Consider the following 16,130-nt stretch of genomic DNA (forward strand, 5'->3'; position numbering starts at 1 on the left):
CAGCAATCAAAATACTCAACTTTTGTTGAACAAAGAGTTAAAGCTCACAACTTGACTGAAAACGAGATAAATAGCGCACAAACCGCAGTGACAAATGAAATTCATTAAAAAATAATTGCAATAAAACATAAAAATACAAATAATGTTGCACATACGCCGACCTAGGCATTCAATTTTATTTGCAAGTTGGAGAGACAATGAAAACCATTATTCACGCAGAACGTGCTCCCGCGGCCATTGGCCCTTATTCCCATGGCACAGCCTATGGCAACCTCATTTTTACCTCTGGCCAACTCCCTGTTTGTAAAAAGAAAGGCAGCGTAGTTGACGGTGGGATTACTGAGCAATCGATTCAATCATTAGAGAATCTCAAATACGTGCTCGAAGCGGGTGGTGGCAGCTTAGAAACGGTTCTTAAAACCACTTGTTATCTTGCAGAGATCAGTGACTTTGCCGCCTTTAACGAAGTGTATAAAACCTATTTTAAAACCGACTGCCCAGCTCGTAGCTGTTTTGCAGTGAAGGACCTTCCGCTGGGCGTTAAAGTAGAAGTTGAAGCGATAGCACACGTTAAAATCTAAGTATTAACATAAGGTTGTAAGCTCATGAAACCCCAATGGCAGCAGTATATTCAAATCATTAAACAAGTGGTTAAGCCCGCATTAGGCTGCACAGAGCCCATCGCCGCCGCTTACGCCGCCGCCGTCGCCCGCGCCTTGCTGGGTGTTGAACCCGATTCAATAGCAGTACAAGTGTCTGACAATCTTTATAAAAACTCTATGGGCGTGTTTGTGCCTGGCACAGGCAAAATCGGTCTGGCAATTGCCGCTGCAGCAGGCGCCATTGCGGGTAATCCTGATGCGGGCTTAGAAGTATTGGCCGTGATCACGCCAGAACAAGTCGCCAGAGCACAGGCCCTTATTGATGCGGGCAAAGTGACGGTCGAGCGCACCGAAACAGCAGAATTTATCTATTGTTGTGTCATCGCGAAAAAAGGCGACCGCGAAGCCCTAGTGAAAATCTGCGGCGGCCATACACTGATCGCCGAGAAGCGCCTCAACGGCGAATCCGTCTTCAGTGTCGATAGCACGCAAGCTAAAGCCACTGGTTCCATCTGTGAAGGCGTGGATATCACTATCGAGTCCATTTATCGCTTCGCCCAAGAAGTCCCCTTCGAAGAGATCAAATTCATTCTCGAAGCCTCTGAGCTAAACGGCAAATTATCCGATGAAGGCATGGCGAATCCCTATGGGCTGGAAGTCGGCCGCACCATGAAAAGCGGCATAGCCGCGGGCATTATCGGTGAAGACTTACTGAATAAAATTGTCATGTTAACTGCTGCTGCATCCGATGCTCGCATGGGCGGGGCAAACTTGCCCGCCATGAGTAATCTTGGCAGTGGTAATCAAGGCATAGCGGCAACTATTCCTGTGGTATTGACGGCACAATGTTATAAGGTTTCGGAAGAAAAACTCGCCCGCGCCTTGATTATGAGCCATCTAGGGGCGATTTATATCAAGTCCCATTATCCACCACTGTCGGCATTTTGTGGCAATACAGTCACCAGCGCAGCCGCTTCTATGGCCATGGTGTATTTAGCCGGTGGCTCGTTCGAACAATCCTGTTTCGCGATTCAAAACGTGATCAGCGACAGCTCTGGCATGGTGTGTGACGGCGCTAAAGCGTCCTGCGCCATGAAGGTTAGCACTTCATCCAGTGCGGCCGTGCGCTCATTTTTGATGGCGCTCAGTAGTCACAATGTCTCAGGCCAAGGTATTATTGCTACCGATGTAGAGAAAACCATTAAAAACATTGGCAAAATGATCCTCAATGGCATGTCATCCACAGATGTCACTATTATCGATATTATGTCGGCATAATGATTTTAACCCGCTGAATATTTGCGGGTTAATAACTAAAGGTTGAAATTGTGAAACTGCAAGATTTAACGCAAAGTGATCTGGATATTCTGAAATCCATCGAAAATATCGTCGATGGCATCGCTGCCATGTATGGTCAACACACAGAAGTGGTATTGCACAGCCTAGATGCGAAACATCCGTCTGTGGTCAAAATTGCCAATGGCCATGTCACAGGCCGTGAAGTGGGTGCTCCAATAACCAACCTTGCCTTGCTCAAGCTCAAAACCGGTCAGGATATTTCCAACTCTTACCTGACTAAATGTGCCAATGGTAAGACGCTAAGATCAATTACGACTGTGATCCGTAACAGTAAAAATCAACCCATAGGGTTACTGTGTATTAACAGCGACATGGATGCACCACTGCAATCAGTTCTGCGCACTATGATGCCAGAGCAACTCCTTGGCAGCGAACTTACCAGCTCGCCCGAAGTGTTTGCCCGCAATATTGATGAAGCGCTCCATAGCACTATCGACAGTGTGAACCATGAGGTTCGCGCGAATCCCGCGATTTCACCTTCACAAAAGAGTCGCGAAATCGTCAATCAACTCCACGAGTTAGGGATTTTCGAACTCAAGGACAGTGCCCAAGTAGCTGCAACTCGATTGGGGATTTCGGTGCATTCGATTTATCGCTATCTGCGGGAAATCAAAGCCAATCAAGCTTAAAGCGAGAAAAAACTCGCCTAAATAGAAAGGGCTAAGGTGTAAATAACCTTAGCCCTTTGGTTTTATTGTTTTTGCACTTGTGATTGTGCTTGTTATTGCGCAGCTTGTCCGCTAAAGCCCATCATATTCCATGCCTGTACTGTGCCATCGGCCATTAAGGCAATGGCATCGAGCAAATTGCTGCGAATGTCGCGCATTTGGCTCAAATCAACGGCTTGTTTATCTAATGTTAACGCAGCCTCGCCTCCCATCCACACCGCAATCGAACCATCTTGGCGTTTAACCGTAAACCCTAAGCCTGTCGGGAAAATATCCGTTGCTTGGGTAATTTCAGTTTTGGGTCCAGAGTGGCCATCAACCACAGTGCCATCCTGTTTTAAAAAGGCAAACTCCCGCTCATAGGTCACCACTTTGCTCACCTGAGTGACTTCTTGATAACGTGGTTGCTTGTCTACCAAGTCCCAACCTTCCCAAGCAATGGCCGTATTATCCTTGCGTAGCGCGACAAACCCCTCCTCAAAGGGATAAACCTTGTGCACTTTTTGCAACTTATCCTGTAGGACTGATGTATCGGCACCATTGAATTTACTGCCCCATACGTGCAGTTGACGACTGATGGTTAAGGCGGCAAATGCGCCACGATTTGCATAAATATCAATCACTTTATTGGCGCGTTTTGTAGTAGATAAACGAGCTGGAAACGCGACGTGATGCTCAGTCAATTCGCCCTCACCCCAGGTATATACGCTGCCATCCGCCAGCAGCGCCGCAAACCCATGATCCGTGTTGACAACTTTCACTGCAGGCGCTAATTGGCTGAGTTTTGCCAGTTGTTCGCGGCCTTTTTGATCATCGCTGACCCCGCCCCAAGACACTAATTTTCCCGTCGCCGTCCTCGCGGTAAAAGCATTATTGTTGGCATAGAGCAGATCAACATGGTTAAGCTCAGAGGCCACGTGGCGACTATCGCCACCATAAGCGGCATCGCCCCAAGTCACTACTGCTCCCCCCAGCTTTAAAGCAGCAAAGGCACCTTTATTAATCAACACAAAATCAATATTGGTCATCGCAGGCGCAGCATATTGACCCGAGAGCAGTTCGGCTGGTGTTGAATCCAGATTAGACCAACTGACTACACTACCATCTTGTTTGATGGCCGCATAAAGCCCTTCTGCCAACACAAAAGAACGAACGCCTGTCAGCACTTGCTTCATCCCCATCCCCCAAGGGATAAGTTTGTCATCACGGGTTAAGGCCGCAAAACCACAGGTATTCTCCGCCGCATATAACTCTTTTACATTGACCAGAGGCTCTGCGGCATTATTGATATCGCCACCACATTCAGCATCGCCCCATGCCACCACAGTACCGTCTTGCTTGAGTGCCGCAAATGCACTGAGATTACTGTAGATTTGACTCACTTGGGCTAACTGGGCAGGCATAGGGATTTTGGTAGAATCGTCGGCCACCTCAAGATTGCTCGGGATGGACGTTAATGAATTATTCGCGGTGGATGGTGATCTGTGAGCCAAGATCGTGTCAGAAATTTGCTGTTTTAATTCGGGCGATATATCAGAATCCTGTTTATCTATGAGTAAGTTAACCACATGACCCAAAGCAAAAATCGCCAGCGCTACACCGCCCCACGAGACCTGTTTTTTATCCACAAGTATATCCTTATCGTAACTGCAAACTCTCACTGAGTTTAAACTGGAACATAACGTCGACTGAGTACGCTAAATGTGAACTGTGATTGTAACCAAAACAGGGCTAAAATGACATTGCCCTAAAGTCGAAAGCTGACCTGATTCAAGTAAGATGAGCATATGAGCAAAAAAATAAAAGCAGCGTATCTCGCTGCTTTTATTGAATATGATGTTGAGGTAACAAAGGGCTAATCTCTTTTGCCCACTTTCTCTAACCCCCAAACCAGTGCAATCGCCGCTAACATACACACAATGGCTAACATCAGTTGTGAAGGCTGACCCGTTACTTGCTCAAAATTAAGCGGGGAAATATTTTGCTCCAGCAAAGGTACTTGTTCGCCGTGGGAGTTGGTCCGCCAAGTTAAGATTTCTTTCCATGGCCAAATTTTACCTAAGGTACCTAACATTAATCCGGTTAGAAACACGATAGTGGCATCATGGTATTTACGCAGCAGCGCCGACAATAAATGGCTGAACGTCAATAATCCCATCACGGCACCAGCAGCAAAACAGGCCAAAATATCCAGCTGAATATTTTTAGCGGCAGCGAGGACCACAGGATATAACCCTAACAATAATAAGATGAAACTGCCTGAAATTCCTGGCAATACCATAGCGCAAATCGCAATCGCGCCGCCGAAAAAGATATTCATGTAACTGGCTTCTACCGCGACCGGATTCAGCACAGTAATCGCCCATGCAGCCAGCACACCAAGCGCAAATAAACCTAAACGTGCTACAGTGAAACCACTCACTTGCTTAAGCATATGCACGACAGAGATAAGAATAAGCCCAAAAAAGAACGACCAGATCGGGATGGGATGTACCGCCAACAACCAAGAAATCAGCTTCGCAAAGGTAAAAATACTGGTCAGGATCCCCGCCAGCAGACTCACTAAAAAGCCACCATTAATATGGGCAAATGCCCCTTTTATGCCCTGCGACTTGATTACGCCCCAAAGGGAAGGATTAATGCGTTTTACACTATCGAGCAAAGTATCGAGAATACCGGTAATAAACGCTATGGTGCCGCCCGAAACGCCAGGCACAACATCAGCAGCGCCCATGGCCATTCCCTTAAAATACGTCAGCAAATATTTCACTGTGAGTCCTTGTAGTTAAATCAACATGCCATTGCCGCTACACGACAAATTGGCCGCAATTATACGGTGTTACACTTAAAACCGCGAAATGAAGTTTACTTAATTAAGCCGACTGGTATTTGTTGTTATCCTAATGTTACACTCATCCGACCAGAGCAACCCAAGCTCAACTTGGAACAGGCTCAAGATAACAACACCCCTTTGCACCATTATTAAGGATGACCATGAGCCAGACAGACTCTTCTAGCACTGCAGAACAAAAACCTAATAAAGTGCTCGCGCTCTACCACAAAACTCGCCGTTATCCCTTCGGCCAAAAACTGTTTTCAATCATGGTTTCACGCATGGCGCCCTATTTCGGCACCATCAAACCACTGATCACTGAATTACGCCTTAATCATTGCGCCTGTTTAATTAAAAAACGCCATGCCGTTCATAATCATATAAAAACTGTGCATGTGATTGCGATTTGTAATGGTCTAGAAATGGCCATGGGCGTGATGGCCGAAGCCTCTATTCCAAAACATTTACGTTGGATACCTAAGGGCATGAGTTTGGATTATACGGCTAAAGCAGGCAGCGATATTTTATGTGTCGCCGAAGTGACCCCAGAGCAATGGACTCCTGGCGATATGCTGGTCCCCGTTACCGCCTACGACACCCAAGGAGTGGTTGTGGTGAAAGGACATATCAAATTGTGGATTTCAGAAAAACCGCAAAAATAAACGCTTTGAATCAAGACTTACACTTAATGTCAGCATTTAAAAAAGGGAGCTTCGCTCCCTTTACTTTTTAACCTCCCGCCGTATTTCGCAAAAACATTCGGAGAACTGAATTGTGCGGCGCCTTGCTCGCTCACGTTTAAGTACGAACTGTTAGATACGAGCTTTTAAAATCGCAGCCCTATCGCAATATAGCAGCACAGTTATGCAAAATATTAAGCAAAATGGCTTGCAGTAAAACGCTCAATTAAACGGATAAAGTCGGCTTCAGCAAGCTTGGCACATTTTAAGGTTTGTTCATGGGATAACTGCACGTCCCCCAACCCTTCTGCCATATTGGTAATGGCGCACACAGCCAACACGGGCAAACCACAATGCACCGCCGAAATCACCTCTGGCACCACGGACATTCCCACTACATCGCCACCGATGATTTGCATCATGCGGATTTCAGCCGCGGTTTCAAAACACGGGCCAGAGTAAGACACAAAGACCCCTTGATTCACTTCAATGCCGGCGGCTTTTGCGACACTTAAGGCTTCTGATCTCAGGTCTTTATCATAAGCATTGGCTAGGCTAAAAAAGCGTGGGCCGTAGCTATCATCATTCGCGCCCGTCATGGGCGTACCCGGCATAGTGTTGATGTGATCGCTGAAAATAACTAATGATCCCACGCCGATCCGCTCTGGCCGTAATGACCCCGCAGCGTTAGTCACGAGTAACAATTCACACCCTAAACGTTTGAAAGTACGCACAGGCGTCGTCATCACCTTCATACTTTGGTGCTCGTAAAAATGCCCGCGGCCTTTCATGCACACTATATCGATGCCATGTAAGCTGCCGAGCACAAGCTCTCCAGAGTGGCCGACGACGGTACTCACAGGAAAACCGTCTAACTCTTCATAGGGGATCACTACTTTGTTATCTAAATTATCGGCAAACGCGCCAAGCCCTGAGCCCAAAATCATAGCAGCACGGGGAGAGAAATTCGGTTTACAGGCTCGAATCGTCGCAAGGGCATTAATAACAGGATCATGGCTCATACAAGGTACCTCATAGCAAAAGAATGAAAGAGTAAGCGACCCTCAGTATAAGCGGGCTTAGGATTGCAAATAATCGCGATTAACCGCACTATTGTGCTGATAAAAAGGACAATAGCTGAAAATAGTGAGCCTAAAATGAGCACGATAAACGCATCAGAACTCGTCACCTTGAAGATGCTGCGGTATTTTCATCGAGTGGCTGAAGTGAAAAACTTTACCGCTGCCGCCGAACAACTGCATCTATCGAAATCTCCGCTGAGCGCACAAATCAAAGAGTTAGAATCGCTCCTTGGCGTTGAGCTGTTCACCCGCAGCACTCGTCAGGTCGAGCTCACGCCCTATGGCCAATTGTTAAGAGAGAAGTGCGAACAAATATTCGAGCTGGTGAATACCTCATTGGAACAAGTGGCTCAGCTTGGGCGACTCGATAGAAACCATATTCGGATTGGCATCATGAGCTCGCTGTTTTGGATGGGATTTGGTGACATACTGAAAAGCTTTCGCAAGCAACGCCCTGATAATGAGCTGATATTTCAAGAGTTATCACCTGAAACTCAAAAAGTCGCCTTAGCACATCAAGAAATCGATTTTGGCCTAGTGCGCTACGCCGACACCTTAAATTTGCCGCACCTTCTCGCCGAAACCATCACCAGCGAACCTATGGTGTTAGCACTGGCAAGTAAGCATCCCTTAGCCAGACGTAAAAGCATCGACTTGAGTGAACTCAAAGATGAGCCTTTTACCTTACTCAGCCGTGCCAATTCCGCCTCTAGCGATTTGATTATCGCCAGCTGTCAGGCCGCAGGATTTATGCCGCAATTAGTACAGGAAATGGTCGAGCCCAATAGCTTGATGGCTATCATCGCTGGCGATAACAGGGTATCCATAGTGCCGCAAAGTTATGCTTCACAACCTTGGCCTAGGGTAAAGTTTATTAAGTTAAAACAAACCATCTCCGCCGATATCTGCCTGATTTATCGGCCAGAAATGGCTTCGCTGCCAATTCTCGATAGCCTGAGGGACTTATTGAAGCAACAAATCAAAACCATTTAGATTGTCTCCCAAACGAGTGCTATGCTGAGTTCAATACTCAGGGTTCATATTTTAAGGATATCAAGATGGATGAATTTTTAGCGGCAGCCATTGAAGAAGCTAAGCAAGGACTCGCCGAGGGCGGCATCCCCATTGGTTCGGTATTAGTGATCGATGGCAAAATCGTCGGGCGCGGCCACAATAAACGGGTACAAAAAGGCAGTTCAGTACTGCATGCCGAAATGGATTGTCTCGAAAATGCCGGCCGATTTAGCGCCGCCGAGTACCAAAGGGCGACCTTGTATTCCACCCTATCGCCCTGCGATATGTGCAGCGGCGCAGTATTACTTTATGGCATACCAAAAGTCATCGTCGGTGAAAACGCTACCTTCCAAGGGCCAGAAGCCTATGTAAAATCCCGCGGCGTGGATGTCACTGTGGTCGATAATGCCGAGTGCAAACAATTGATGCAGGACTTTATCGCCAGTAATCCCACACTCTGGAACGAAGATATCGGCGAGTAATGGTTCGACAGTCTTCTCAATCCGTTTCTGCATTTTTGTATTTCACTTTTTACATTGGCGCTAATTCACTTTCTACCTTTCCTGTATTTTACTTTTTGTGTTGGCTGTATTTCATTGGAGGCTAGCGCCTGCTAGGCTAGCCCTCCCAAATTCCAGTGAAAAGTGGAACATGTCTACTAGCGAAAGGAACTCAGCTAACGTGTCAGCAAACTTACCTAAAGACCCTTGGTCAAGATCAGACTCCACGCAGCCTGTTGTAATGACGATACCCGCACAGCGTAATGCCAACCTCGATGCTATTCGCGGCTTAGCCGTGTTGGGGATATTTTTTATGAATATCTATTTTATGGGCATTACTTTTTTTGGCTATGCGCCCCATGAAACACAGCCGCTGTCGGATCACATTATCAAAGTGTTCAGTAACTTTTTCATCGAGGCACGCTTTATCAGTCTGTTTTCCATCTTGTTTGGTGTCGGGCTTTTTATTCAATATCAGCGATTTAGCGCCAAAGGCCTAGAAGCTTATTCCCTACTGCGATCACGTTTAAAATGGTTAATTGTATTTGGCCTACTCCACGGCATTTTTATTTGGTCAGGTGATATTTTATTCACCTATGGCATCAGCGGATTTTTAGCTTTGTGTTACAAAGATTTAAGTGTTGAAGCCCTTAAGCGCAAAGCGAATATTTTTATTTTAAGCGCCTTAGTTATCATTACGCTGGTTAGCCTTACGGGCAGCGATGAACCTTTCACTCGAGAATCGAGTCTATTTGCAGAGCAATACAGTGCATGGACCTCTGGCTATGCCGACCAACTATTACTGCAATTGATGCAAGTTGGCTATATGGCACTGGTGATCCCTTTTACCATAATGTGGTTTACGGCTGGCTTGATGTTGCTCGGAATGGCTTTGTATCAACAAGGGACTTTTGAGCAAGGTTTTAGTAAATCGGTACTGGTAAAGTTAGTGCTAGCAAGCGTAACGCTATCACTGCTTGATACCATCTTAAGTTTAACGAAAAATACTATTCTCGTTGCGTTTTCAGATGTGTTAATCATGCTAAGTGCTATTCCTATGGCGCTGATTTACATCCACATTATAGTTAAGGTTTGCCAGAATAATCCTAATATACTGACTTCGTTGCAAAATGTAGGCAAACTCGCGTTTAGTCTCTATATTCTGCAATCCATCATTGGCGTGTTAGTGTTTAGACACTTAGCTCCCGAATTGCTATTGAGCTTAGATAGATGGGGATACATGGCCATGGCGCTGGTTTATTCAGTAGTGCAATTACTGTTAGCCAGCCTGTACTTACGCTATTTCAAGCAAGGGCCGCTGGAGAAACTGTGGCGCCACCTCGTGTTAAAAAAATACACGGCATCACAAGAACACAAGCAAGCTTAAAAACACTGACACGAGATTGATACCAGATAATGACAAACAAAAAAACTACCAAAACGGGCAACAGCGCTTCACCTCAAACCAATCGCCCGCAAAAGAGTCGAGCACAAAGCGGTCGCACACAGAACAATCGCGCCCAAAGTAGCCGCACTCAAAAATCCAATACAGCAGCTTCAGGCTCAAGCCTTATGCCGCTGTTATTGGTGGTAATTTTTCTTGCTGGCTTAATCGGCGCAGCGCAGCAACATATGCTGCCAGTCGGGATTGCGGGTATATACCTCACGCTAAGCCTGCTCACCTTTATCGCCTATGCCATCGATAAATCCGCCGCTAAACGTAATAAATGGCGCACTAAAGAAAGCACATTACATCTGCTCGCTCTCATGGGCGGTTGGCCCGGCGCTCTATTTGCCCAAAACCTGTTAAGACACAAGTCCATTAAAGCCTCATTTAGAAACGTCTTTTGGCTCACCGTTGTCGCCAACTTAGCCGTGCTGGGTTATGGCATAAAAACTGGCGCCGTAGATATGTTTATCTAGCAAGCAATGGATTCTATGAAAATCAAAAGTTTGTCACTAAAACGCTTTAACTTATTTTAATATAAAAACAAAAGGTTAAATTATGAAAAAATTTTTAGTTGCAGTTTTGGGTGTTGCAATACTATCGGGTTGTGCCGCACCTCGCTATACAGCAAAACCAATAGAAACAAATACTAACAATGTAGAAATAGTCATTATTAAGGATAAAGAAACACGTGACGGCTTCCAAGAAACAATGGAGACATGGCTAAAAGCAAATAATTACACCTACACAGTGCAGCCTGATGGTTCTAAACATGATTTAAATAAACTCACATTAGAATATGAAGGTAATTGGACTTGGGACTTGGCATTATATTTAAAAAGCGCTGAAATTAACGCATTTCAGAATGGCCAAAGAGTTGGCAGTGTTAAGTTTCAAGTACCCTATACTGCGAACCCGAGTAAGTTTGGTAATGCTGCGAATCGTATTAGCTATATGATGTCAGCTCTATTTGATCAAATCACCGCTGATGAAGCAACAAAAAAAGTAAATGGTTCAAGCGATTAATATCATTGAAACCTTAACTAAAAAACAGGGTAATCATTGAATTACCCTGTTTAGTTTTGCACTGTTTATTATCTTTAAAACCAGCTCAACGCGATACTGATAATCACGCCAGTGATCATCAATTGCATTAAACAAAAGCCCATAATATCCCGCGCTTTTAAGCCTGCAATCGCCAGCACAGGCAGTGCCCAGAAAGGTTGAATCAAGTTAGTCCACGCATCTCCCCAAGCAACGGCCATTGCGACCCGAGCGACATCAGCACCTAAAGCCTGTGCGGCGGGTAACATAATCGGTGCCTGCACCGCCCATTGGCCACCTCCCGATGGCACAAAAATATTCACAATTCCTGCACTGATAAAGCTCCAAAATGGCAGGCTCTCGGCGCTAGCGATGGCCACAAAACCTTCCGAAATACTTTGAGCTAAACCCGATTGCACCATCACAGCCATAATGCCCGCATAAAAGGGAAATTGGATAACAATCCCTGCGCCGCCCTTAATGGCCTCATTCAAGCTGGTTAATAAACTGCGTGGTGTTTGATGTAACAGTATGGCGAGGAACAGAAATAAGAAATTCACTAAATTGAGATTTAAGCTGCCGCCCTGCACCCAAAAGTAATAACCTAAATATACAAGCCCAGCGCCACCTACACTCCAGCCGAGTAAACGACTATTTTCTAACTTATCCGCAGGACGGCTTTCAGGCTGACGCTCGCTCACATTTGCAGAGTTAAGCTCTAACGCCGAAGCATCAAGTTCAGCGCCTTTGTCATCAAGGGCGCTTGGGTCGACATAAACACTGTCTTTTTCTTCTGGCAACATAAAGCGATTTACTAAGGGCATAACCACAAACAGAATTGCCACTAACAATAAATTATAACTCGCGAAAATGGTGTCACTGGTGGGGATGATACCGATTTGCGATTCAGAGAAATGCCCCACCGTCGCTATGGTTAATGGGATCGAACCCGCAAGCCCACCATGCCAAACCACAAAGCCGGAATAGGCGCTGGCGACCAGCAGCCGATAATCCACTTTTACTTTGCGAGCTAAGGCTTTGGCAAATAACGCGCCCACCACTAGCCCAAAACCCCAGTTAATCCAACTGGCGACCAGTGACACCAAAGTCACTAAAATAATGGCTTGTGGTGCCGACTTAGCCAATCCAGCAATGGCATCGAGCAGCTTTTTAATCGGCGGCGAGCTTGCCAACATAAATCCTGCCACCAGCACTAACAGCATCTGCATCGAAAAACTTAACAGCGTCCAAAAGCCATCACCCCAATAATTGATGACTTCCAGCGGGGTTTTATGTTCAGCGACCACAGCAGCAATTAATACGACTAAGGTAAGTAAAAGCACGAAAATATAAGGATCGGGTAGATATCGGTCGACGAGTTTGACCAGAGGTTTTGCCGCTTTGTTTAACATAGACTTTCCTTGTTTATTATCTGAACTAAAACGTCAACACGCCCTAGTTCTTATTTGTTTTTATTGAATTTTTATTGAGTCTTAAGCCCACAGATTAAGCGATCTCTAAAGCAGGATAAAGTCTTGAGGGAGTTTTTAACGGTTTGAACTGGTAGCACCAGATATCCCGCTCAACGCACACGCGAGTGCCGATAGCATCTGATGCTAAAAAACTGATAATATGGCAAAAATTAACTAAGGTGCTCTTTATATGAAAATGTTACTTGCCGTTGTGGTGATTGCTGGGGTGATTTTTTACTTCTTTACCTCGATGAATGGCCAAAAAGCCGCCCAAGAAAATATCCGTTTAGGCAATGAGTTTTTAACACAAAACAAAACCAAAGAAGGTGTGATTACCACAGCTTCAGGTTTGCAATATCAAGTATTAACTCAGGGCGATGGCACAGTTCATCCTAAAGCCAGCGATACAGTGACAGTCCATTATCATGGCACTTTGATTGACGGTACTGTGTTTGACAGTTCGGTTGATCGCGGCGAACCCATCGCATTTCCGCTTAATAGGGTAATTAAAGGTTGGACTGAGGGCGTACAACTGATGGTTGTTGGCGATAAAATGCGGTTTTTTATTCCCAGTGAACTCGCCTACGGTAACCGTAGCACGGGCAAGATTGGTGGTGGTTCTGTGTTAATTTTTGATGTGGAACTGCTTAAGATTAATTAAATCAGTCTTCAATGAGTCTGTCTTAACGCATTCGGCTGTATTCATAAAAAAACCTTTCGCTTAATAAAGAAAAAAGCCCTGAATCTTCGCAGGGCTTTATTTTTTAACCAATAATATCAAAATTTTGGATGATTACTGGCAGGTTGCCGCGCCAATATCAACCCATACTGCTGCAACACCCGGTACATCACCTTTAGTCCAGTAACTCGCCTTCCAAACACGACCGTTATAGCGAGTAGTTTGACCGCCGTTATACACCACACCCGCATCCCAACCGAGATCAACTTGGCTGAGTAGCTGCCATTGGTCTGCGATGCGAGATGGCGTATTACCCTGCGTCCAATACTTTGCTTTCCATACCAACTGACTATGACTCACAGTATCGCCCGTGTTATACACCACACTGGTTTGCCAAGCAGGATAGTTACCGGCATTGGGATCGGTTGCATCGCACCCACCACCTACCACTTTTGGCGTCACAGTCAGATTCGTCGATGCGCTTGCATCTAAGGCACCATCGGAAACCAGCACGCTCAAACCATAGCGGGTCGCTTCGGTAACATTGGGGCCAGTAACTACTAACGTGGCACTATTTTGCCCGGTTGCCGACACGCCTGCGGGCACAGTCCAAGCGTAGGTTAAGGCATCACCATCTGCATCGGAGGCACTCGCTACTATACTGACGGTTTTACCCGCTTCAACTGTCGCAGTCGGAGCCAGAGTCACTACAGGTGCTTGATTAGGCGTATCAGCCTTGTTGGTTACTGTCACTGAATCTGTGGCAGATAACCCTTCAGGATCCGTGACTTTAAGGCTAAAATCATAGGCGACATCGGTTTGGGTTGCTCCCAGTTGAATAGTCGCATTCGCCATATCCGCATTTGCGATGGCAACACTTGGCCCAGAGACTTGAGTCCAGAGATAGCTTAAGGCAGCGTTTTCAGGATCGCGCGAACCGCTACCATTGAGCGTCACATCGGCGGGACCGGTGACATTCACATCCGCGCCCGCATTGGCAATGGGCGCTTTATTCACTGGCGGAGTGGTGCCTTCACCATGACCTAAACCTTCGTGCATGGCATTCAGAATGTCGCCATTATCGGCATCAAGCTCCCACGCAAAAAGCCCACCAAGTTGATTAGAAAGCACATATTGCCCCTTGGCTTTAACTGAACGAGCATCATCGAAAGTGATTAAATCGCCAGTAGATGCCTTAAACAAAGATGGCGCCTCAGCTGTTTCGTCGTAACTGTAAGCCCAACCGCTTCCCATGTAGTCATTCGCTATCTGACGATAATCCACCACACCAGCTTCCCAAGTACCTTTCACTTTGCCCGTTGCCGTCCCTGTAAAAGGATTATTACCACTGTAGCCATTCACACCTGTCCAGCCGCGGCCGTACATAGCGGCACCGACCACAATTTTCCCTGGGGTCACACCTTGGCCTAACAGCGCATTAACGCCATTAGCTGTGGTGTAACGGGTATTGGGATCCCAACTCGCTTCATACAGATTGGTTTGATGGCCGAGTTCAGTATTAGTCCAACCACCATTAAAGTCGTAACTCATCAAGAAGATGTAATCCATGTACTGCTGAGCAGCCTGATAATCGACTTTTTGAATTTTATCGTCACCTGCGCTAATAGCAGAGGTCAGCTCATAGGTACGACCCGTTTCGGCGCTTAGTTCATCAAGCATTGCCCGCAGTTCACGCATGAGAGTCACATAGGTTTCACCGTCATTGGCATTACCTAAATTTGGGTTAGCGCCATTCCCCCCTGGAAATTCCCAGTCGATATCTACGCCATCGAAGAATTTCCATGTCTGTAGAAACTCTTTCACCGAAGCGACAAAGATATCGCGCTTGGTTTTATCACCGAAGAAAAAGAAGGGATCCGAGAGGGTCCAACCACCGACCGAAGGTAAAATCTTCAAATCTGGATGTGCTTGCTTAAGTGCCATCAATTGACCGAAGTTACCTTTGTAAGGATCTGAATGCTCACTGACTCCCGCCTGCGGTATTTGAATCGCCGCCCAAGGATCGTGAATCGCAACTTTAAAATCACCACGACCACTACAGGCACGTTGCAACGCTTCGAAACTGCCTTCGATTTCTTTCAAGCTATCATTGATGCCATCACCACCACAAATTGGGGTAAAGCCATATAAAATATGGGTTAAGTTTTGCGCAGGTATCTTATCGACCGGGAATTTACGACCGTATACGCCCCATTCGACAAAGTAACCTCCCACCACTTTGCCTGATTTATTAGCATAGGGACGGTTGTTTTCTTTTAGGGGAGCATTGAGTGGCACTAAATGGCTACCGTCGGTATCAGCCACCAGGATTTGTTTAGCATCGCTCGCCGTACAGCCATCACTGTTACACAGTTGTACTTGCATCTGATAACGGCCGCCCTTGTTCACCTTAAAGTTAGCGGTTCCCGACGCGCCAGATGGGCCTTCCCAAACTACATTGCCGTTGAGTAACACTTGGGCGCTATTGCCCACATCGCCACTCCAAAGGTTCCAACTGACGGATACATCGGCGGCATCTTTCACCGTAACTAATTGATTGTAAGCGGTAGCCGCTTGATTCACTTCAATAATAGCGAACTTAGTTTCGCCCCAACCTAAAGTCGGTTTACCGGGCGCCGCTGCAAAAACGCTGGCACTGATGGTAGATGCCAGCGCTGATGCCACTAGCAAGGCTGATGTTGAAATTTGAGTCTTGAACATGAGATATCCCTATTGAATTTTTATATGAA

15 protein-coding genes are annotated in these 16,130 nt (G+C 46.1%); 10 read left to right on the forward strand and 5 right to left on the reverse strand.

Going from position 1 to position 16,130, the window contains the following annotated elements; all coding sequences use genetic code 11:
* Positions 1-197: 197 nt before the first annotated feature.
* From L5L91_RS04735 to L5L91_RS04745, 3 genes are read left to right on the forward strand one after another with little or no spacing between them, the layout of a single operon-like run.
* The gene (locus tag L5L91_RS04735) at positions 198-581 is read left to right on the forward strand and encodes a RidA family protein (RefSeq protein WP_131523623.1); all 384 of its coding nucleotides are present in this window, start codon (positions 198-200) and stop codon (positions 579-581) included.
* 24 nt (positions 582-605) lie between these two features.
* On the forward strand, positions 606-1,880 hold the full coding sequence (locus L5L91_RS04740) for a serine dehydratase subunit alpha family protein (RefSeq protein ID WP_105251844.1): 1,275 nt from the start codon (positions 606-608) through the stop codon (positions 1,878-1,880).
* A gap of 50 nt (positions 1,881-1,930) precedes the next feature.
* Complete coding sequence (locus L5L91_RS04745; protein WP_113939392.1) at positions 1,931-2,590, forward strand: transcriptional regulator; 660 nt, start codon at positions 1,931-1,933, stop codon at positions 2,588-2,590.
* A 92-nt stretch (positions 2,591-2,682) separates the two neighbouring features.
* On the opposite strand, the gene L5L91_RS04750 is transcribed toward L5L91_RS04745, so the two are convergent.
* Together L5L91_RS04750 and L5L91_RS04755 are read right to left on the reverse strand one after the other, a co-directional pair.
* Complete coding sequence (locus L5L91_RS04750) at positions 2,683-4,257, reverse strand: hypothetical protein (RefSeq protein WP_173497566.1); 1,575 nt, start codon at positions 4,255-4,257, stop codon at positions 2,683-2,685.
* A 227-nt stretch (positions 4,258-4,484) separates the two neighbouring features.
* Complete coding sequence (locus L5L91_RS04755; protein WP_028761321.1) at positions 4,485-5,399, reverse strand: DUF368 domain-containing protein; 915 nt, start codon at positions 5,397-5,399, stop codon at positions 4,485-4,487.
* A 224-nt stretch (positions 5,400-5,623) separates the two neighbouring features.
* Between L5L91_RS04755 and L5L91_RS04760 the strand changes: the two genes are divergently transcribed.
* Positions 5,624-6,124: a hotdog fold domain-containing protein gene (locus L5L91_RS04760; protein WP_198573750.1), complete on the forward strand. Its 501-nt coding sequence runs from the start codon at positions 5,624-5,626 to the stop codon at positions 6,122-6,124.
* A 212-nt stretch (positions 6,125-6,336) separates the two neighbouring features.
* Here L5L91_RS04760 and xapA read toward each other — a convergent pair whose 3' ends face one another.
* Positions 6,337-7,164 (reverse strand): xanthosine phosphorylase, encoded by an 828-nt coding sequence (xapA, locus tag L5L91_RS04765; RefSeq protein ID WP_263235791.1) that lies wholly within the window; start codon positions 7,162-7,164, stop codon positions 6,337-6,339.
* Positions 7,165-7,299: 135 nt separating this feature from the next.
* Here xapA and L5L91_RS04770 point away from each other — a divergent pair, with 135 nt between their 5' ends.
* From L5L91_RS04770 to L5L91_RS04790, 5 genes are all read left to right on the forward strand, one after another.
* Positions 7,300-8,217 carry a LysR family transcriptional regulator gene (locus L5L91_RS04770; protein ID WP_263162083.1) on the forward strand — a complete coding sequence of 306 codons (918 nt, stop codon included), beginning with the start codon at positions 7,300-7,302 and terminating at the stop codon, positions 8,215-8,217.
* A gap of 65 nt (positions 8,218-8,282) precedes the next feature.
* Complete coding sequence (locus L5L91_RS04775) at positions 8,283-8,720, forward strand: nucleoside deaminase (RefSeq protein WP_028761325.1); 438 nt, start codon at positions 8,283-8,285, stop codon at positions 8,718-8,720.
* A 199-nt stretch (positions 8,721-8,919) separates the two neighbouring features.
* Positions 8,920-10,125: a DUF418 domain-containing protein gene (locus L5L91_RS04780; protein ID WP_263149049.1), complete on the forward strand. Its 1,206-nt coding sequence runs from the start codon at positions 8,920-8,922 to the stop codon at positions 10,123-10,125.
* A gap of 29 nt (positions 10,126-10,154) precedes the next feature.
* The gene (locus tag L5L91_RS04785; protein ID WP_263162080.1) at positions 10,155-10,661 is read left to right on the forward strand and encodes a DUF1294 domain-containing protein; all 507 of its coding nucleotides are present in this window, start codon (positions 10,155-10,157) and stop codon (positions 10,659-10,661) included.
* 82 nt (positions 10,662-10,743) lie between these two features.
* Entirely contained in the window at positions 10,744-11,211 is a 468-nt protein-coding gene (locus L5L91_RS04790; RefSeq protein WP_263235792.1) for an Sbal_3080 family lipoprotein, read from the forward strand.
* A 74-nt stretch (positions 11,212-11,285) separates the two neighbouring features.
* Here the strand turns inward: L5L91_RS04790 and L5L91_RS04795 are convergent, their stop codons facing one another.
* Complete coding sequence (locus L5L91_RS04795; RefSeq protein ID WP_263235793.1) at positions 11,286-12,641, reverse strand: short-chain fatty acid transporter; 1,356 nt, start codon at positions 12,639-12,641, stop codon at positions 11,286-11,288.
* A 250-nt stretch (positions 12,642-12,891) separates the two neighbouring features.
* Between L5L91_RS04795 and L5L91_RS04800 the strand changes: the two genes are divergently transcribed.
* Positions 12,892-13,362, forward strand: a complete 471-nt coding sequence (locus tag L5L91_RS04800) for an FKBP-type peptidyl-prolyl cis-trans isomerase (RefSeq protein ID WP_173497559.1) — start codon at positions 12,892-12,894, stop codon at positions 13,360-13,362.
* Between the two features lie 132 nt (positions 13,363-13,494).
* Here the strand turns inward: L5L91_RS04800 and L5L91_RS04805 are convergent, their stop codons facing one another.
* On the reverse strand, positions 13,495-16,101 hold the full coding sequence (locus L5L91_RS04805; protein ID WP_263235794.1) for a glycosyl hydrolase family 18 protein: 2,607 nt from the start codon (positions 16,099-16,101) through the stop codon (positions 13,495-13,497).
* Between the last annotated feature and the right edge of the window lie 29 nt (positions 16,102-16,130).

It is taken from the genome of Shewanella sp. SM55, assembly GCF_025654025.1.
Lineage (GTDB): Bacteria > Pseudomonadota > Gammaproteobacteria > Enterobacterales > Shewanellaceae > Shewanella > Shewanella oncorhynchi.